Source organism: Kitasatospora sp. NPDC058048, assembly GCF_042885555.1.
In the GTDB taxonomy this organism is placed as follows: domain Bacteria; phylum Actinomycetota; class Actinomycetes; order Streptomycetales; family Streptomycetaceae; genus Kitasatospora; species Kitasatospora lactacystinica.
Map to the genome: position 1 here is coordinate 146,555 of NZ_JBHVRT010000005.1, position 20,275 is coordinate 166,829.

General features: G+C 73.7%; 8 protein-coding genes. 2 read left to right on the top strand and 6 right to left on the bottom strand.

Going from position 1 to position 20,275, the window contains the following annotated elements:
• Positions 1 to 12: 12 nt before the first annotated feature.
• The 4 genes from ACFVVA_RS07430 to ACFVVA_RS07445 form a co-directional block, all read right to left on the bottom strand.
• Positions 13 to 1,722: a phytoene desaturase family protein gene (locus ACFVVA_RS07430; protein ID WP_387686595.1), complete on the bottom strand. Its 1,710-nt coding sequence runs from the start codon at positions 1,720 to 1,722 to the stop codon at positions 13 to 15.
• Positions 1,709 to 10,954, bottom strand: a complete 9,246-nt coding sequence (locus ACFVVA_RS07435; protein ID WP_387686597.1) for an amino acid adenylation domain-containing protein — start codon at positions 10,952 to 10,954, stop codon at positions 1,709 to 1,711. Before ACFVVA_RS07435 ends, ACFVVA_RS07430 begins: the two co-directional genes overlap by 14 nt.
• A 70-nt stretch (positions 10,955 to 11,024) precedes the next feature.
• Entirely contained in the window at positions 11,025 to 11,882 is an 858-nt protein-coding gene (locus ACFVVA_RS07440; protein ID WP_387686599.1) for a sterol desaturase family protein, read from the bottom strand.
• Between the two features lie 308 nt (positions 11,883 to 12,190).
• Positions 12,191 to 13,624, bottom strand: coding sequence for a helix-turn-helix domain-containing protein (locus ACFVVA_RS07445; protein WP_387686601.1), 1,434 nt, complete (start codon positions 13,622 to 13,624; stop codon positions 12,191 to 12,193).
• Positions 13,625 to 13,982: 358 nt separating this feature from the next.
• On the opposite strand from ACFVVA_RS07445, the gene ACFVVA_RS07450 reads away from it, so the two are divergent.
• Positions 13,983 to 17,189 (top strand): M28 family peptidase, encoded by a 3,207-nt coding sequence (locus tag ACFVVA_RS07450; protein ID WP_387686603.1) that lies wholly within the window; start codon positions 13,983 to 13,985, stop codon positions 17,187 to 17,189.
• 122 nt (positions 17,190 to 17,311) lie between these two features.
• Here the strand turns inward: ACFVVA_RS07450 and ACFVVA_RS07455 are convergent, their stop codons facing one another.
• On the bottom strand, positions 17,312 to 18,022 hold the full coding sequence (locus ACFVVA_RS07455; protein WP_387686605.1) for a hypothetical protein: 711 nt from the start codon (positions 18,020 to 18,022) through the stop codon (positions 17,312 to 17,314).
• A gap of 179 nt (positions 18,023 to 18,201) precedes the next feature.
• Complete coding sequence (locus ACFVVA_RS07460; RefSeq protein ID WP_387686607.1) at positions 18,202 to 18,840, bottom strand: hypothetical protein; 639 nt, start codon at positions 18,838 to 18,840, stop codon at positions 18,202 to 18,204.
• A gap of 195 nt (positions 18,841 to 19,035) precedes the next feature.
• Between ACFVVA_RS07460 and ACFVVA_RS07465 the strand changes: the two genes are divergently transcribed.
• Positions 19,036 to 20,274, top strand: coding sequence for a cytochrome P450 (locus ACFVVA_RS07465; RefSeq protein WP_387686609.1), 1,239 nt, complete (start codon positions 19,036 to 19,038; stop codon positions 20,272 to 20,274).
• The last annotated feature ends 1 nt before the right edge of the window (position 20,275 follow it).

Below are 20,275 nucleotides of genomic sequence, written 5' to 3' on the forward strand. Positions count from 1 at the left end.
TCGTCGTCCCGCTCACTCCGCCGCTCCCACTTCCGCCACTCCCACTTCCGGCGCTCCCACGGTGGCCCGGCCGAGTTGCGGCAGCCGGCCCCACTTGCCCGCGTGCCAGGGTTCCCGGTTGTCGCTCGGCCAGGCCCGGAACGGCCGGCCGAGCTCCTGGCAGAGGTACTGCGCGGCGAACCGTCCGCTGGTGGCGGCCCGGATCAGCCCGCCGAGCGAGGTCCACTGGCCCGCCATGGAGAAGCCGCTCAGCCCGGGCAGTCGCATCCGGTCCCGGTTGACCAGCCGGTTGGCGGCGTCCTCGGCCTCGGAGAAGGCCTGCCAGGCGAGGATGCTGCCGTAGGTGTTACCGGTGAACCGCTCGGTGGTCACCGGCGACGCCACGTCGACGAGTTCGATCCGCGGGCCGAGCTCGGGGTAGGTCCGCTCCAGGAACTCCCGGACGAACGCGGCGACTTCCTGCTTGCGCGCCCGGTAGGCCCGGCGGTCGCTGCTCCGCAGGTCCTTCCAGGAGCGGTAGTCGCTGAAGTAGGTGCAGTGCAGCACCGACTTGCCGGGCGGGGCGAAGCCGTCCGCGTAGGTGGAGCGCAGCTGCACCACCAGGCTGCGCTGGAGCGAGCCGGGCAGCCGCGCACCGTCCTCGGGCGACAGCAGGTAGGTGGTGCTGTGCGGTTCGCCCTCGGGCAGCGGGCCGTCGACGCCGACGAAGGCGGAGACCACGGCCGGGTACAGGTTGCCCGGCTTGTCGAGCAGTTCGCCGTACAGCTTCTCGGTGGCGGGGCTGGAGTACCGGCCCTCCAGCAGCCGGTCGAGCACCGTCGGACCGTCGCAGGCGGCCACCACGTGGTCGGCGAAGTGCCGGGAGCCGTCCTTGAGTTCCACGCCGATCGCGCGCCCGTCCTCGATCAGGATGCGCTCCACCCGGCAGCGGTAGCCGATCACCCCGCCGAGCGAGGTGTAGCGCTCCTCCACCGAGCGGGCCAGCCCGAGCGAACCGCCCTCCGGGAACCCCGCGTTGCCGTTGTGGGCGGCCGCCAGGGTGTACAGGTACGGCAGCAGCGGGAAGCCCTCGGGCTCCTGGAGGAACATGTTGGGGAAGGCCCGCCGCAGCAGCGGGTCCTGGAACCGCTCGGCGAAGCCGCTCATCGGGGTGGTCGCGGTGCGCCAGAACAGCCGGAAGGCGGGCAGGACGGTGCGCAGGGTGCGCAGCCGTTCCGCCGTGGTGCGCAGCGGCGGCGGGGTGAGGTCCCAGGGCAGCTCGATCGCGGCGTAGCGGCGCAGGTCCCGGCAGAAGGCCCGGATCGGCTTGGCGTCGCCGGGCGCGATGGCCAGCAGGTGGGCCTCCAGCCGGTCCGGGTCGCCGTAGAAGGTGACGGCCCGGCCGTGTTCGTCGACCACCCGGTTGAAGGTGTCGAAGCGGGTAACCGACTTGCCGTCCAGGGCGCCGAGTTCGCTCCAGACCTGGTGCGCTCCGGTGCCCTCGGCGGTGCCGATCAGCCAGTCGATGCAGTAGTCGAACAGGTAGCCGTGCCGGGACCACGCGGTGCAGCAGCCGCCGGGCAGCACGTGCTTCTCGAAGATCCGGGTCTCCAGGCCGCTCATCTGCGCGTAGCAGCCGGTGGCGAGGCCGGCCAGGCCGGCCCCGATCACGATCACCCGGGGCGGGCCGCCGGCGGCCCGTTCCCTGGTGGACCAGTCCGGCCCGCGGTCAGCCGAGGACATCGGCGGTGCCCCCGGCCAGGATGGCGCCGGCCAGTTCGGCGTTGCGGGCGGCGAATTCCCCGTCGAGCATCTCGGCGTGGGCGCCGTGCCCGACGTACACCGCGGTGCCCGTGGTGGAGGCGCCGTGCCAGGCGCCCGGTTCGCCGCCCACGTGCACGGAGAGCCGGTCGCTTTCGCAGACCACGTCCAACTGGGCCCTGACGGTGCCGGTGTTGGGCGTCCTGCTGCTGAACTCCAGGTAGTCCCTGGCCTGTTCGATGGTCTCCCGGGCGACGATCCGCGAGCCGGTGTGGCGGTGCAGGTGCTCGTGGAGTTCCCGTTCGAAGACGGCCAGGTGCTCCTCGCCGAGGTCGAAGGCCTCGGTGACCCGATAGGCGTCCACCAGCAGCACCGAGGCCACCGCGCGTCCGCGCCGCTCCAGCTCCTTGGCCACCTCGAAGGCGAGGTTGCCGCCGAGCGAGTAGCCGAGCAGGACGTACGGCCCGGAGGGGTGCAGCTCCTCGACCAGGTCCGCGTAGCGGGCGGTCTTGTCGTCGCCGGTCAGGTAGTTGAAGGAGGCGATGCGGTGCTCCGGCAGGTGCGCGGCGAGCTGCCGGTAGACCAGCCCGTGGCCGCCGGCCGGCGGGAAGCAGAAGACCGTGCGGTCCTCGGGCGCCGCGGCGTTGAACCAGAGGTAGGGTTCGCCGCCGGCCACCTCGCCGGTGATGATCTGCTCGACGGTGCGGGCCATGCCGTGCAGGGTGGTGACCTTGAACAGCAGGCCGACCGGGATGCTGATGTTGAACTCGCTCTGCAGGTGGTGGATCAGCTCGATGAGCCGGATCGAGCTGCCGCCGAGTTCGAAGAAGTCGTGCTGGAGGCCGACTTCGTCCAGGCCGAGCAGGTTCTGCCAGTGCTCGGCGACCCTCGTCTCGTAGAGCGTGACGGGCGGTTCGTGCTGGGCCCCGGCGGTGTCGGCCTTCGGCTCGGGCAGGGCCGCGAGATCCACCTTGCCGTTCGGGGTGAGCGGCAGGGCGGGCAGCTCGGTGAGGTAGGAGGGGATCATCACGGTGGGCAGGTGCTCGGCCAGGTGGCGGCGCAGCTCGCGGCGGTCCAGCACGGTGCCCTCGGCGGGCACCACGTAGGCGGCGAGGGCGGCCTCGCCCCGGGCGTCCTGGCGGACCGTCACGCAGGCCTGGGCGAGTTCCGGACGGGCGGTGAGGTGGGCCTCGATCTCGCCGAGCTCGATCCGGTGGCCGCGGACCTTGACCTGGTTGTCGATGCGGCCGAGCAGGTGCAGGGTGCCGGCGGCGTCCCAGTGGCCGAGGTCGCCGGTGCGGTAGAGCCGCGCGGACGCGCCGTCGAGCTCCAGGGTGACGAAGCGCCGGGCGGTCTGCTCCGGGTCGTTGGGGTAGCCGGCCGCGACGCCCGCGCCGCCGATCCACAGCTCGCCGGGCACGCCCACCGGGACGGGCTCGCCGTACGGGTCCAGGACGTACACCGCGCTGTTCGGGAACGGCCGGCCGATCGGCACCATCCGGCCGGGTTCCAGCTGCTCGGTCGCGCCCTCGTAGTAGGTGCTGTCGACGCTGGCCTCGGTCAGCCCGTAGGAGTTGACCAGCCGGGTCCGCGGGCCGCACAGGGCGCGCACCCGCTGGTGCTCGGCGGCCTTCCAGGAGTCGGAGCCGACGATCAGCAGCCGCAGGAAGTCCAGCGTCAGGCCCTCGCGCTCGCAGTGGGCCAGCAGCCCGCGGGCCACGGCGGGCACGAACTCGCCGCCGTCCACGGCCTCCTCGCGCATCACCCGGTACAGCCGGGCGGTGTCGAAGAGCAGCTCGCGGTCGACCAGGACGAGGGTGCCGCCGGTGCTGAGCGCCCGGGCGAAGTCCCCGGAGAAGACGTCGAAGGCGGTGCCGGCCATCTGGAGGTGCACCCGGACCTCGGTGTCCAGCCGGTACTCGGCGCGCCAGCCGGCGGTGACGGCGGCCAGGTTCCGGTGGTCGACCCGGACTCCCTTCGGCCGGCCGGTGGAGCCCGAGGTGTGGATCAGGTAGGCGGGCCGGTCCGGGTCGGCGGCGGGCAGCGGCACGGCGCCCCCCAGGACCGGCCGGTCCAGCTCCTCCAGGGTGACCGGCTCGGCGGGCAGGTCGGCGGGGATCGGGCGCCGCTGGTCGACCACCACCAGCGCCGCTCCGGCGTCCGTCACCTGGTGGGCGAGTCGGTCGGCCGGGTGCCCGGGGTCGAGCGGCAGGTAGGCGGCGCCGGCCCGCCAGATCCCCAGCAGGGTGGTGATCAGCTCGGGCGACTTTTCCAGGCAGACCGCGACCACCGAGCCCTCGCCGACGCCGAGTTCGCGCAGTCTCACGGCAGTGCGCTGGGCCTGGCGCTCCAGTTCGCCGTAGGTCAGCCGGCGGACGCCGTCCCGGCCGGGCGCGACCACCGCGACGGCCTCGGGCCGTTCGGCGGCGGCCTTGGCGATCAGCTCGGGCACCGGGGTGTCGTGCTCGATCCGGCGCTCGGCGCCGCTGAATCCGGTGAGGATCTCCCGCCGTTCGGCGTCACCGAGCATCCGCAGCCGTCCGACCGGCTCGTCCTCGGCGGCGCGGGTCATGGCGTCCAGCAGGTTGCGGTAGTGCGCGGCCAGCCGCTGCACGGTGGCGGGCTCGAAGAGGTCCGAGTTGTACTTGAAGACGCAGTGGAAGCAGCCGTCCGCGCGGTCCTCGTAGGCGGACAGCGTGAGGTCGAACTGTCCTTCCTCCTCGGGGAGTTCGATGTACTCCAGGCGGTAGCCGAAGCGCTCCACGGCGACCTTGTGGGTGAGCAGGATGAACATCGCCTGGAACACCGCCGAGCGGCTCGGGTCGTGCTGGAGGCCCAACTGCTCGACCAGCAGCGGGAAGGGGTACTCCTGGTTGTCCAGCCCGCCGAGCACGCTCTCCCGCACCCGGCCCAGCAGCTCGGCCACGGTCGGCTCCCCGGCCAGGCTCACGTGCAGCGGCAGCGGGTTGACGAAGTAGCCGTAGACGGAGGCGAACTCCTCCTGGGTGCGGCCGGTGACCGGGCTGCCGACCACGATGTCCGGCTGCCCGGACCAGCGGTGCAGCAGCAGGTAGTAGGCGCTGAGCAGCACCATGAACGGGGTGGCGCCGTTGGCCCGGGCCAGCTCGTGCACCCGGGCGGTGAGTTCGGCGTCCAGCCGGAAGAACTCGGAGGCACCGTTGTGGGTCTGCACGGCCGGGCGCGGCTTGTCGGTGGGCAGGGCCAGCACCGGCATCTCGGCCGGCAGGTGGCCGCGCCAGTAGTCGAGCATCCGCCGCGCCTCGGGCCCGGCCAGGAAGCGGTTCTGGCGGTTGAGGAAGTCCAGGTAGCGGGCGGGCACCGGGGGCAGTTCCGGGGTTCGGCCCTGGCGCAGCGCCTCGTAGACCTCGAACAGCTCCTCGATGAAGGTGAAGGTGGAGATCGCGTCCGAGACGATGTGGTGGACGGCCTTCATCAGCACCCAGCGGTCCGGCCCGCGCCGGAACAGCCGGAGCCGCACCAGCGGGTCCTCGGCGAGGTCGTACGGCCGCCGGTACTCGTGGACGATCAGGTCGTGGATCTCCTCCCACGGCCGGCCCTCGACGTCGAACAGTCCGGTGTCGGCCTCGGCCTCCTCCCGGATCCGCTGGACCGGGCGGCCCTCCTCGGCGGTGAAGGCGGCGCGCAGTTCGGGGTGCCGGGCGACGAGGTGGCGGAAGGCCCCGAACATCAGCTCCGGGTCGAGCTCCGCGCGGACCTCGACGGCGCCGCCGATGTTGTACGCGAAGCCGTCCGGGTGCAGCAGCCGCAGGAACCAGAGCGCCTGCTGGTTGTGGGTGAGCGGGAAGCGGGACTCGTCGGCGTACAGCTCGACCTCGGCCTCGGCCGGGCCGCCGTCGGCGGTGAGCCGCTCGGCCAGGCCCTCGGTGAGCAGGTCGACCAGGTCGCCGACGGTGCCGTTGCTGAGCAGGGCCACCACCGGCAGGGCGACGCCCTGTTCGCCGTGCACCCGGGCGCGCAGCTCCATCGCGAGCAGCGAGTCCAGGCCGTGCGCGCCGAGCCTGGTCTCCGCGTCGATCCGTTCGGCGCCGATCCGCAGCACGGCCGCGGCGGCGGCGGTGAACCGTTCGACGACCAGCTCCCGGCGGGCCTGCGGGTCGGCCGCGCGGTAGGCGTCCAGGAAGCCCCCGGTCTCGACCGGGGCCTGCTCGGCGGCGCTCGCCGCCAGGTCGGCGACCAGCGGCGGCGGCGCCGGGTACCAGGCGAGGAAGGTCGGCCAGTCGACCACGGTGGCGACCAGCAGCTGGGCGCGGTCCTGGCCGAGGACGCGCTCCAGGACGGCCGTTCCGGCGTCCGGCGGCAGCGAGCTCATGCCCCGGGCGTCGCGGTAGTGGGCGACCAGGCCCAGCTCCTCGATCATGCCGGTGGCCCAGGGCCCCCAGTCCAGGCTGAGCCCGGGCAGCCCCTCGGCCCGGCGGTGGTGGGCCAGGGCGTCCAGGAAGGCGTTGCCGGCCGCGTAGTTGGTCTGGCCGGCGGTGGTGAGCAGCGAGGCGACGGAGGCGAACAGCACGAAGTGGTCGAGCGGTTCGTCCCGCAGCAGCCGGTGCAGCAGGTGGCCGCCGATCACCTTGGGGGCGTAGCCGGCGTCGAAGGCGGGCCGGTCCATCTGGGCCAGCAGGGTGTCCCTGACCTGTCCGGCCAGGTGGAACACGCCCCGGATCGGCGGGAGTTGGCGCTGCCGGTAGTCGGCGAGCCAGTCGGCGAGGGCGGCCTCGTCGGTGACGTCGATCGGGGCGAGCAGCGGTTCGGCGCCGAGCGCCTGGAGCTCGCGCAGGAAGGCGATCCGCTCCCCGACCGGGGTGTCCGGTTCGGTGTACGCCCACTCGGAGCGCTCGGGCAGGGCGGTGCGGCCGACCAGGATCAGCCGCCGGGCGCCGCGCCGGACGAGGGCGCGGCAGAGCAGCCGGCCGAGGGCGCCGAAGGCGCCGGTGACCAGATAGCTGCCATCGGGGCGCAGGACCGGCGGCAGCGGCCGGGTGAGGCCCTCGGCCTGCCGCAGCCGGCTGGTGAGCCGGCCGCCGGACCGCAGGGCGATCTCCTGCTCGTCCCGGGCGGCGAGTTCGCCGAGCAGCGCCTCGGCCTGGTCGGCGGCGTCGACGGCCGGGTCGAGGTCGATCAGGGTGCCGCGCTGGGCGACCAGCTCCTGCTGCCACAGCACCCGGCCGATGCCCCAGGCGGGGGCGCCGAGCGGTTCGACCCGGTCGCCGGGGGCGGCGGGCTGGGTGCCTCGGGTGACGATGTGCAGCCGGCCGTCCGGGCGGGCGGCGGGCAGGGCCTGGGCGAGGGCGATCAGGGAGTAGGCGCCGAGGGTCGCGAGCGGGCCGAGCCGGTCGGCGGTGGTGGCGGCGAGGGCGGGCTGGTCGAGGTTCCAGAGGTGGACGACGGCGGCGAAGCCTGGGTCGAGGTCGGCGAACAGTCGCCGGACGTCCTCGGCGGAGTCGGGCCGCACGGTCGAGTGTCCGTCGCCGTGCCGGTACTCGGTGCCGGGGCGGACCAGGTGGCAGCGGGCGCCCCGGCCGGCGGCCAGGGCGGCCAGCCGCTCGGCGAGGCCTCCCTCGTCGGCGAACAGCAGCAGGTCGCCGGGGGTCCCGTCGCCGGCCGGCGCGGCGGCCTCCACCCAGTCGACCTCGGTGAGCCAGCCGTCGATGGTGGCCAGCCCGACGGAGGCCGGGGCCTGGGCGACGTCGGCGACCCGGAAGCCGGTGACCCGGCCGACCGGGGTGCCGTCCTCGGTGTAGAGCGCGAGGTCGCCGACGAGTTCCTCGCCGCTGTCCCGGGTGACGGTGGCGTGCACCCACAGCGGGCGGTCACCGATCTCGTCGAGCCGGACCTCGGCGATCGAGACGGGGAGCCGGACGCTGCCGCCCTCGGGCTCCTCCAGCCGGGTGGTGAGCAGGGTCTGGAAGCAGCCGTCCAGCAGTACCGGGTGCAGGTGGTGGTCGGCCGCGTCCGGGCCGAGCTCGGCGGTCGGCCGGATCCGCGCGAGCGCCTCGCCGGGGCCCGCCCACACCTCGGCGATGGCCTGGAAGGCGGGCCCGTAGTCGTAGCCGCGCGCGGCCAGCTGCCGGTAGCAGTCCGGGCCGTCGAGGTGCCGCCCCCGGGCACGGAGGGCGTCCGCGTCCAGCGCGGGGCCGTAGCCGCGGCGCTGGCCGGTGCGGACCCGGCCGCCGGCGTGCACGGCGGGCTCGCCGCCGGCGGGGGTGGAGGCGATGGTGAAGCGGGCGTCCTCCGGCGCGTAGCCGAGCTGGACGGGGACGGGCTCGGTCTCGGAGAGGAACAGTGCCCGGTTCAGCTCGATCTCGGCCAGCGTCACCTCGGTGCCGCCAGTCAGGGTGCGGACGGCCTGGGCGGCCATCTCCAGGTACCCGGCGGCGGGGAAGACGACCTGGCCCTCGATCCGGTGGTCGGTCAGGTAGGGCAGCCGCTCGGGGTCGAGCGCCACGGTCCAGCCGGGCTGGGCGCTCGCGGTGCGGCGGCCGAGCAGCGGGTGGTCCAGCTGCCCGAGCCTGACCTGCTCGACCGGCTTGGGCTCCACCCAGTACCGGTCGCGCCGCCACGGGTAGGCCGGCAGCGGTACCGGGCGGCCCGCCGGGTGCAGCGCGTCCCAGCTCAACTCGACGCCGAGGGTGTGCAGTTCGGCGAGGCTGCGGGCGAGGCGCTCGGGCTCGTCCTGCTGCCGGCGGATCGACGGCAGGACGTGCGCCCGCTCCGCGCACTCGCGGATCGCGTGGCCGAGCACCGGGTGCGGGCCGATTTCCAGGAACAGTCCGTGGCCGTCCTCGGCCATCCGCTCGACGGCGGCCCGGAAGCGCACCGGGTTGCGGACGTTCTGCCACCAGTACTCGCCGTCCAGCTCCGGCCCGCGGGCGAGCTCCTCGCGGGCGGTCAGGTAGAGCGGCAGCCGCGCCTCCTGGGGCTTGATGACGGCGAGCGCGGCCACCAGCTCGTCCCGGATCGGGTCCATCCGCACGCTGTGGTAAGGGACTTCGACGTCCAGCAGGCGGGCGAAGACGCCCTGCTGCCGCAGCTCCTCGGCCAGCTCGGCCAGCGCCTCGGTGTCCCCGGCCAGGGTCACCGCGGAGGGGCTGTTGATCGCGCCGAGCGAGATCCGGGAGCGGTACGGGCGGATGCGGCGCTCGGCCTCGGCCTCCGGCAGACCGACCGCGAGCATGCTGCCGCTGCCCGCCAGGCGCTGCTGGAGGCGGCTGCGGGCGAGCACCACCCGCACGGCGTCGGCCAGGTCGTACACCCCGGCCTCGTGGAAGGCGGCGACCTCGCCGGTGCTGTGGCCGACCACCGCGTCGGGGCGCAGGCCGTGGCTCCGCCAGAGCGCCGAAAGACCCACCTGGACGGCGAAGTTGGCGGGCTGGGCGAGCCAGGTCTCGGCCATCCTGGAGTCCGCCTCGTCCCGGCCCAGCTCGGCCAGCAGCGACCAGCCGGCCTGCGCGCGGATCTCCTGGTCGACGGCCTGCACGGCCTCCCGGTAGACCGGCTCGTGCTCGTACAGCCCCCGGCCCATGCCCCACCACTGCGGGCCCATGCCGGTGAACACCCAGGCCAGCCGGCGCTGCCGGCGTTCCCGGGCGCGGCCCTGGACCACTCGCGGGTGCTCCTCGCCGCGCGCGTACGCGGCCAGCGCCTCGTCCAGGTCCTCCCGGGTGGAGTAGACCACCCCGAGCCGCTCGGGCAGGTGCTGGCGGCGGTGGGCCAGGGTGTGGCCGAGGTCGGCCAGGGAGGTCCCGCCGGCGAGCTCCTGCCGTACGGCGTCGGCCAGTTCGGGAAGTGCGGCGGTGTCCTTGGTGCTCAGCGGCAGCACCGAGCGGGCCGGCCCGGCCACCGCTGCGGCGGGATCGGGCCGCGGCGGCTCCTCCAGCAGCACGTGGGCGTTGGTGCCGCCGAAGCCGAAGGAGTTGACGCCCGCGCGGGCCGGCCCCCGGTGCTCGGGCCAGTCCACCGGGACGGTCGGGATCTCGAACGGCAGCGCGTCCAGGTCGATGCCGGGGTTGGGCCGCTCCAGGTTGAGGTGCGGCGGGATGCGGCGGTGCTTGATCGCGAGCGCGGTCTTGATCAGCCCGGCGACGCCGGCCGCCGCCTCGGTGTGTCCGATGTTGGTCTTGACCGAGCCGACGTAGCAGCGGTCCCCGGGCCGGCGGCCGATGCCGAGCACCCGGCCGAGGGCGGCGGCCTCGATCGGGTCGCCGACCGGGGTGGAGGTGCCGTGCGCCTCGACGTACTGGAGGCTGCCGGGCACCACCCCGGCCTCGGCGCAGACCCGCTCGATCAGGGTGACCTGGGCGTCCGCGCTGGGGACGGTGATGCCGTTGGTGCGCCCGTCCTGGTTGACGCCGGTGCCGAGGATGACGGCGTGCACCGGATCCCCGTCGCGCAGCGCGTCGGAGAGCCGCTTGAGCACGACCACGCCGACGCCCTCGGCCCGGACGTAGCCGTCGGCGGAGGCGTCGAAGGCGCGCGACCGGCCGTCCGCGGAGAGGAAGCCGCCCTTGGTCTCGGCGATCGTGTACTGCGGTGCCATGTGCAGCAACGCCCCGCCTGCCAGGGCGAGTTCGGTCTCGCCGCGGAGCAGGCTCTGGCAGGCGAGGTGGACCGCGACCAGCGAGGAGCTGCACGCGGTGTCGATCGAGACGCTGGGCCCGCGGAAGTCGAAGCAGTGCGAGATCCGGTTGGACACCATCGTCATCATGGTGCCGGTGGCGGTGTGCGCCGCGATGGTGCCGAAGTCGAGGTCGGCGAACTGGAGGATCTTCCAGTCGAGGGTGAAGGCGCCCATGTAGACGCCGACCTCGCGGCCGGCCAGTTCGCCGGGGCGCAGGCCGCCGTCCTCCAGGGCTTCCCAGCTGACCTCCAGGAGCTTGCGCTGCTGCGGGTCCATGTGTTCGGCCTCGCGCGGGCTGATCCCGAAGAAGTCCGGGTCGAAGGTGTCGAAGCCGTCGATGTAACCGCCCCGGCCGCCGATCAGCCGCCCCGGCTTGGCCCGGTCCCTGCTGCCCAGGGTGCCGGTGTCGTAGCGGTCGGCGGGCGTCTCTGCGAGACAGTCCCGGCCCTCGATCAGGTTGCTCCAGTAGGACCGGTGGTCGTTGGCGTGTCCTGGCAGGCGGCAGCCGATACCGGTGATCGCGATGCGTTCGCGGGGCACGGCGAAGGGCGAGGAGGTCATGGTCCAATCCGGGGGTGATGGCGTGGCGCCGGGGACACGGGCAAGTGGGAGCGGCCGCTCGGGCCGGGGTTCAGACGGACTGCTCGGTGGTCTTCGCCCGGCGCCAGGGGTGCAGCAGAGTGGCACCGAGCTCCCCGGTGGTGGGGAACGCGGCCGGGTCGGTGAGGCCGACGGCCTTCGGCACCCTGCCGGGCCGCCAGGTGAAGCTCCCGAACACGTGGTCCCAGAGCGAGAGGTCGGAGGCGTAGTGGCCGGCTTCGGCGAGGTCGGTGCTGTGGTGCAGGCGGTGGAGTTCCGGCCCGGCCAGGACGTGGCCGAGCGGGCCGATTCGGACTTCGATGTTGGCGTGGACGAAATACCCCTGAGCCAGGACGAATATTCCGACCACGAACACTGAATCCGGCGAGAATCCGATCAGCGCCAGCGACAGTTGGACCACGGACTGTGCGACGAGCACGTCCAGGAAATGATTCACGCCGTTGTTCGCGACGTTCACCTTGTCCGGGACGTGGTGCACCCCGTGCAGCCGCCAGAGCCACCGGTTGCGGTGGGACCAGCGGTGCACGAGGTAGTCGCCGAGCGAGCCGACCAGCAGCGCGAGTGGGATCTCCATCGCGAACGGCAGCGCCGGGTGGGCCGGGCCGAGCACCTCCACCAGCGTCGCCACCAGCCCCTGGGCCAGCGCTCCGCCGACCATGCTCAGCACGAAGTAGACGCTGTACCAGCCGAGTTCGCGTCGACTCGGATGCCAGTCGACCCGGTACGGGATCACCCGTTCCAGGACCGCCAGGTATCCGAGGACGGCGACCAGGAAGAGCGGGGAGACCCGGTCCGGCGCCCAGTGGAAGTGCAGGGTCGCGACGGCCGTGCACAGCACACCCAGCAGCAGCAGCGGGTGGGCGAGCCGGCGGGCAATGGCTGACAGCACGCGCCCCCCGTTCTTCGCGGACTAACGACTGGAAACGTCAGAGACTCTAGCGGCAGACACGCGCCGTGACAGTCATTCGACGTGTTAACTCCATGAATGACCCGATCGGCGGACTATACGCTCACGAAGTTGACGTTCGTACGGCGTGAAGGGGGCGCATTTTCGAGAAGTCATGGAAATTGGCGGCGTGCGACTGCAGCTGTCCAGGTCGGCGGGCGCTGGTGTGCGCCCCTTTCGCGCCACCCCGCGCGGCCACCTGATCCGGCCAATCGGGCGGCCGGCGCCGCGGCCCCCGGAGCACCGCCCGATCAGGAGCGGGCCGGCTCCGCCAACCGGTGTGCGGCACGGGGCGCGTGCGCCGCGAGACGGTCGCGCAGACCGCGCAGCTCGTACTCGACCAGCGCGGGCAGGGCGGTCACGCCGGTCGCCTCCAGGGCGGGGCCGAGCAGTTCGACGGCCGTCGCCGGGTCGTGCGCGCAGACGTGGCAGTCGGCCGCCCGGACGATGAAGAGCAGTCGGCTGGAGGGCAGTTGGTCCGGACCCAGCAGGCCGAGGGCGGTCTCGGTGGCGTCCAGCGCGCGGCGGGCCAGCCGGGGGTCGTCGGTGGCGGCGGCCAGGTCGCGCAGCGCGGCGGCCGCGGCGGACTCCACCCGCATCCGCATCGAGGCGATCGAGAGCCAGGGCACGTCGACCTCGTCCTCCGCGCCGATGTGGTCCAGGTGCGCCCGCGCCAGCCCGATCTGCCGGACGGTCGCCCGCACGTCACCGGTGAGCGCGTACGCCCGGGCCCGGCTGATCCGGCCCATCGCGCCGGCCCAGTGCCGGTCCGGAGCGACCCGTTCGATCTCGCGGGCGTAACCGAGCGCCGCGACCGGGTCGCCGTCCAGCCGGGCCAGGATGCTCATGTCACTGAGCGTGCCGACCTGGGTGGCCCGGTCCACGGCCAGCCCGGCCCAGGTGAGGGCGCGGTCGTAGCAGGCCATCGCGGTGGCGTTGCGACCGTCCTGCATCCGCAGCGCACCGGCCGCGTGGGCGTGCTCGGCGGCCAGCCGGACCAGCGGACCGCGCTGCACGGCGGGGGCGCCGGCGAGCCGGGCGAGCACCGCGTGCAGGGTGCGCTCCACGGCGGCGGCCAGGCCCGGCCGGTCACCGGTCTCGCCGGAGCGCAGGTGGGCGGCGAGCAGCCCGGTCAGGGCGTGCGCGGTGACGTCGTCCAGCGGGCGACCGGCGGCCGGGCCGGCCGGGCCCTCCGGGGCGCAGAACTCGGCGTGCAGGGCGACGAGTTCTCCGGCCTCGGGGACCGCGCAGCCCTCGGCGCCGTGCAGCGGGCAGAGCAGGCCGTAGTCCGGCAGTCGCAGCGGAGCGGGGGCCGGGGGCGGGACGGGCGCGCCGGGCGCTGCCCCGCCCGGCAGCGGAGGTCGGAGCAGAGCGGGTGAGAAGGCGTCCAGCACGCACAGCTCGGCGCTCTCGGCGCGCTGGCAGGCGGCGCTCAACTCGCCTTCCGCGCCGAGGAGCTCGTCGATCCGGTCGGCGACCCGGGGGGTGACCCGGCGGGCGCCGTGCTCGATCTTGCTGACCGCGGTGTGGTCGTAGCCGATCCCGGCGCCGAGCTGCGCCTGGGTGAGTCCGGCCCGGCGCCGCCAGTGCCGCAGCCGGGCACCGAACTCGCGCCAGGCGTCCTGCCCCCGGCCGGTCGGCGGTGCCGGCACCGCCGCCGCAGGGACCACACGGTTGCGCTGCACGGCTGCCTCCCCGGGCGGGTCGTCCTCGGCCGGTCGCAGGGACTGCCGACGGTTCCAGTGATTCCGACGACTCCGATGACGAGGACGGTACTCGATCGCCACCCGCTCCGTACATGAGGTGGTCTCAACCACTTGAAGGAAAGCCCAGCTTGACGCAAAGCCGGACCTGCGGGCTTGACGGAATTTGCCAACCCCTTGCCTCGCACGCACCAGGCATTGACCTGGGCATGACGCCGTGTGAGGGTTCGGGCACCCGAGCGCGGACGGCCCGCACGGCCGTCCCCCAGATGCGGCCCCCTGCGGTGTGCCACCGGCCTGCCGTCCGCGGTCGAGGACCCCCCACACGCGAGGAGCCCCGATGCAACGCAGGATTTCCGCGGGAAGGTTGCTGACCGCGGCGACCACCCTGACCGTGCTGGCCGGCATGATCGCCGCCACCGCGGGGCCGGCCACCGCCGCACCCGCCCCCTCCCCGGCGCCGCCGAGCGCCCTGGCCGCCGCCGTCAACGCCGCCGACGCGGCTGCGAACGCGGGATTGGACGCGCTGGCCAAGGGCCCGGGCGAGACGTACGAGCGCAAGGCCGTCACGCCCTGGCTCGGCGGCCTGTACTCCGTCTCGTACGAGCGCAGTTACCACGGCCTGCCGGTGGTCGGCGGCGACGCGGTCGTCCTCGCCGACTCCCGGGGCACGGTCCGCGCCCTGCAGTCCGCCGCCACCGGCCCCGTCGGCGGCTCGACCACCCCGCAGGTCAGCGCGGCGGACGCGGAGAAGACCGCCCGTACGAAGCTGGCCACCGTGGACTCGGTGGACTCCCGCCGCCTGGTCGTCCGGGTCAAGGACGGCACCGGCCGGCTCGCCTGGGAGACCGTCCTCAAGGGCCGCACCGCGTCGGCGCCCAGCACGCTGCACGTCTTCGTGGACGCGGCCACCGGCGAGGTGCTCGACAGCTACGACGACGTGCGCGCCGGCACCGTCAACAGCAAGTGGAACGGACCCGCCCCGGTCACCATCAGCACCACGAGCTCGGGCGGCTCCTACTCGCTGCGCGATCCCAACCGGCCCGGCCTGTCGTGTTCCGACTACAGCACCGGACAGGTCTTCTCCAAGTCCTCCGACTCCTGGGGCACCGGCAGCCCGTCCAGCAAGGAGACCGGCTGCGGTGACGCGATGTTCGCGGCCCAGAAGGAATGGGACATGCTCCGCGACTGGTTGGGGCGCAACGGCCACAACGGCAACGGCGGCAGCTGGCCCGTCAAGGTCGGCCTCAGTGACGTCAACGCCTACTGGGACGGCAGCACGATATCCATCGGCCACAGCCAGGCCAACGAGTGGATCGCCGCGATCGACGTGGTCGGCCACGAGTTCGGCCACGGCATCGACCAGTACACCCCGGGCGGCGCCAACAACGAGTCCGGCCTGGGCGAGGCCACCGGCGACATCATGGGCGCGCTGACCGAGTCGTACGCCAACGAGCCCTCGCCGTACGACACCCCGGACTACACCGTCGGCGAGATGATCAACCTGGTCGGCAACGGCCCGATCCGCAACATGTACAACCCCTCCCTGGTGAGCAACAACCCCAACTGCTACTCCGCGTCCATCCCGAACACCGAGGAACACGCCGCGGCCGGCCCGCTCAACCACTGGTTCTACCTCCTCGCCGAGGGCTCCGCCCCCGGCGGCGGCAAGCCCACCAGCCCCACCTGCAACAACTCCTCCGTCACCGGCATCGGCATCAAGGACGCCGGCCGGGTCTTCTACGGCGGCATGCTCCTCAAGACCAGCGGCATGACCTACAAGCGCTACCGCACCGCCACCCTGACCGCCGCCAAGAACCTCGACCCCACCTGCACCTTCTTCAACCGCGCCAAGGCCGCCTGGGACGCCGTCAGCGTCCCCGCCCAGACCGGCGACCCCACCTGCACGCCGTCCGGCACCAACGACTTCTCGCTGTCGCTCGGTCCGGCCTCCGGGTCCGTCCAGCCCGGCGCCTCCACCTCCTCCACGGTGAGCACCACGGTGACCTCCGGCACCGCCCAGACCGTCGCCCTGACCGCCTCCGGCCTCCCCGCCGGCGTCACCGCGAGCTTCAACCCCTCCTCGGTCCAGGCCGGCTCCTCCGCCACCCTGACCCTGAACGCCTCCGCGGCGGCAGTGGCCGGGACCTACCAGATCACCGTCACCGGCACCGCCGGCACCACCACCCACACCGCCCAGTACGGCCTCACCGTCGGTGGCGGGGGCAACCCCGGTGGTTCCGCGCCCGACATCGACGTCGCCAAGATCCAGGCCCACCTGTCCCAGCTGAACAGCATCGCGAGCCAGAACGGCGGCCACCGCCGGGCGGGCAGCGCCGGGCACAGCCAGTCGCTGGCGTACATCAAGGGCAAGCTCCAGGCGGCCGGTTACAGCGTCACCGAGCAGACCTGCACCTCCTGCACCTACCAGTCCAACAACCTGATCGCCGACTGGCCCGGCGGCCCGGCCGACCAGGTCACCATGTTCGGCGCCCACCTGGACAGCGTCTCGGCCGGCCCCGGCATCAACGACAACGGCTCCGGCTCGGCCACCCTGCTGGAGAACGCGCTCGTGCTCGCCCAGCAGAACCCCAGCCTGACCCGGCACGTGCGGTTCGCCTGGTGGACCGGTGAGGAGCAGGGCCTGCAGGGCTCGCAGTCCTACGTCGGCCAGCTGGGCTCCGCCCAGCGCTCCGCGATCAAGGCGTACTACAACTTCGACATGATCGCCTCGACCAACGCCGGCTACTTCATCAACAACATCAACTCCGCGGCCTCCGCACCGATGAAGGCCTACTGGGACTCGCTGAACCTCAAGCCGGAGGAGAACGTCGAGGGCCAGGGCCGCTCGGACGACTACTCCTTCCAGCAGGCCGGCATCCCGACCTCCGGCTACGCGGCCGGCGCCAGCGACACCAAGACCTCGGCCCAGGCGGCCAAGTGGGGCGGCACGGCGGGCCGTTCCTACGACTCCTGCTACCACTCCTCCTGCGACACCACCGCCAACATCGACGCGACGGTGCTGAACCGCAGCGCCGACGGCGTGGCGTACACCATCTGGAAGACCTCGGTCGGCGGCACCACGCCCACCAACGACTTCTCCGTCTCGGTGAACCCCGCCACCGCCACCGTCAAGCCCGGTGAGACCACCACCGCGACGGTCGCCACCTCGACCACCTCCGGCTCGGCCCAGACGGTCAACCTGACCGCCTCGGGCGCGCCGACCGGCGTGACGGTCTCCTTCAACCCGTCCTCGGTGCAGTCCGGCGGCTCGGCGACGCTCACCGTCGCCACCTCCGCCTCGACCCCCACCGGCACCTACAACATCACCCTGACCGGGACCGGCTCGGCCACCCACAGCACCAGCTTCTCGCTGGTGGTGGGCAGCGACTCGCCCAACCCCGGCGGCACCTGGGCCGCCGGCACCACCTACCAGGCCGGCGACATCGTGACCTACAACGGCGTCAGCTACCGCTGCCTCCAGGGCCACACCGCCCAGGTCGGCTGGGAGCCGCCGATCGTGCCCGCGCTCTGGCAGCAGGTGTGACCGGGACGTCCTGACACCCGGTGAAGCCGCTGCGCCGCGGTCCGTCGAGGGGACGGACCGCGGCGCAGCCGTGCGCCCGGGCCGTCGGGGTCCCGACCCGGGCCGTCTCGGCCCGCGCCGTCTCAGCCCGGGTGGAAGGCGACCCGGACGGTCTCGTCGAATGGGACGATCAGGCCGTTGCCCGTCTCCCAGGTCCAGGTGCGCGGGATCAGGAACATCCGGCCGCCGGAGTGGGCCAGCAGGCGCAGGCCCTCGTAGCGGTAGCGGAACCGCGCCCCCGGCTCCACGCCCGGCAGCGCCGTCTCCCGCACCCCGGACCACCCCAGGTGGAGGTGCTCCGGGGTGTCCAGGACGACCGCCGGACGCCGGTAGAGGTGCCGGGCCAGCTGCTCCGCGTCGGCCGTGCCCTTCTGCTGGGCGTAGCCGCCGACCGCCCAGAACGCGCAGAGCACGACGATCGCCACGCTGATCCCCAGCGCCGCCCGCTCGCCGGTCAGCGGGTACGGCGCGCCGGTGCCGCGCACGTACAGCAGCCGGGCCAGGACCGCGAGCAGCAGTCCGCCGCCGATCAGCAGCGGGGTGCCCATCGGGCCGGCGTCGAACACCTCGAAGCCGGCCAGGAAGCCGAGCAGCAGCAGCGGGACGACCAGTACGGCGACGGCCGAACAGGCCCGTCGCACCGTCCGGGCGCCGACCGTGCCGGCCTCGGCCGCCCTGGTCGCGACGTGGTAGCCGAGCGCGCCGACCAACGCCCCGCACAGGGCGACCCCGGCCGGCACGTACAGCGCGGGGGAACTGCGGAGCAGCAGGTCCTGGGTGGCGAAGCCGATCATGCCGGCGTCGATGCCGAAGTAACCGTAGAGCGAACTGGTGTAGGCGTAGCCGAAGAAGAAGAGCAGCGCGGTGAGGAGGGTGGTCGGGGCGACCCAGGTGGCGAGCTTGGCGATCCAGTCCGACCAGGAACGCGAGGACGGCCGCTCCGGCTCCCCCGGGGGTGCCTCCTCGGCAGGGCTCAGTAGGTGCTCCCGGTGCCGGTGGGGGCACCGGTGTACGGGCTCGACCCGCCGGTGGGGGTCGAGCCGTTGGTCCCGCCGTTGCCGGTGCTGGCCCCTGCGCCGGGGTTGCTGATGATCACCGAGCCCACGGCCTCGATCCGCTTGGTGGAGTTGTCGGCCGTCACCGTGAGGCAGATGTTCCGGCTCTCGGTGCCGGGCTTCCACGGCGGGAGCTGGAACTCGACCCGCTCGCTCTGCCCGTTGATCACCTGGACCTGCTGCGAGGCGGGGGTGGCGTACTCCGTACTGCCGCAGTCGGACACCTTGCTGATCACGGCCGTGAAGTCGGTCGTGGTGCTCGACGGGAAGGACAGGCTGATCCGCGCGGTGCGGTCGCTGCCCTGGACGTTCGCCGAGGGCTCGCCGGCGTTCCGGAAGCTGCCCTGGTCCCCCTCGTCCTTGGTCCGCTGGTCGTCCGGCTGCCCCGAGGCGCTGTTCTGGCCGGTCTGCCCGGCCTGGGGGGCACCGGCCGACCCGGAGCCGCCACCGCCGCCACCGCCGCCGCAGGCCGTGAGGGCCGGGAGGAGCAGGGCCACCGCCAGCCACCGGGCCGCTCGGCGGGTCCGGCCGCCTCCGAAGTGCCGGGTCCCGGGCATGCGTTCTCCCATCCGCGCAACGAGCAGGGGCCGGTCGGCCCGGTCGCACGCTAGCCGTGCGCGGACGTCCCGGCGGGCCCCCGCGCCGTCCCGGGCCGGGGCCGCCACCCGTTCGGCGCAACCCGGACGGGCCCGCCCTGGCATAGAGTCGGGCCGCAACGGACGCACCGTCAGCCGAACGGAAGGACCCGCCCCGTGAGCACGGACACCCGCCCGGTACCGGAGCTGGCCGCCGAGGCCGTCGAGCAGTGGCGGGCCGAGGAGGCCGAGCTCGTCGAGCTGCTGGCCCGGACGCGGCGCGGCGTCGGCGGCATCGCAGCGTTCCGGCTCGGCCCGACGCCGACCGTCCTGGTCACCGACCCGGCCGCCGTGCAGCACGTCCTGGGCCACCACCCGGACCGGTACGTCAAGCGCTCGCACCGCGCCCGGATGCTGGTCGGGGACGGCGTGCTGTCCGCCGCCGGCGACGCCTGGAAGCGTCAACGGCGGCTGCTGCAGTCGCAGTTCACCGGCACCGGGATGCGCCGCTACGAACACCGGATCGCCGCGGCGGCGCGCCGCACCGCCGAGCGCTGGGAGGGGTACCGGCGCACCGGGGAGACCTTCGACGTCGGCGAGGAGATGCGCGGCTTCGCCCTGGACACCGTCTGGCGGGCGCTCACCGGGCAGCCGCTGGACGACCGGACCGACGGCGAACTCCGGTCGGTGGAACGGGTGGTGGCCGCCATGCCGACGCTGCCGACCAACGCGGCGGACGCCCGCGACGCGGTCGCCGCGGACCTCGCCCGGATCGACGCGGTGGCGCACGCGGCGATCGAAGCGGCCCGCTCGGCCGACCCGACCGAGGAGCCCGGGGTGCTGCGGATGCTGGTCGAGGCGGGCGAGCGGCACCCCGAGTACACCGACCGGCTGATCCGGGACGAGCTGGTCACCCTGCTCGTCGCCGGCCACGAGACCACGGCCACCACGCTCACCTGGCTCTTCCTGCTGCTCGACCGCCACCCCGAGGCCCGGACGGCCGATCCGCAGGCGCTGGTGAGCGAGACACTGCGGCTCTACCCCTCCGCCTGGCTCCTCCCCCGGCACGCACTGGAGGACGACGTCATCGCCGGGCACCGCATCGCCGCCGGGACGGACGTGCTGGTCTGCCCGTACCTCACCCACCGGGACCCGGCACTGTGGCCCGACCCGGAGCGCTTCGACCCCGCCCGCTTCGCCACCGACGCCGACCGCCCCGGGCAGCTCGGCGCCTACTTCCCGTTCGGCCTCGGCGCCCGCGCCTGCCTGGGCACCCGGTTCGCGCTGCGCGAGACCACGGCGCTGCTGGAACTCCTGTTGCCGATGGGGCCGTTGGTTTTCCGTTCACGGCCGGCGGGGGCGGCGTACAGCATCACCGTACGGCCGGACGGGCCGACGCCGGCGGTGCTGGGCTGAG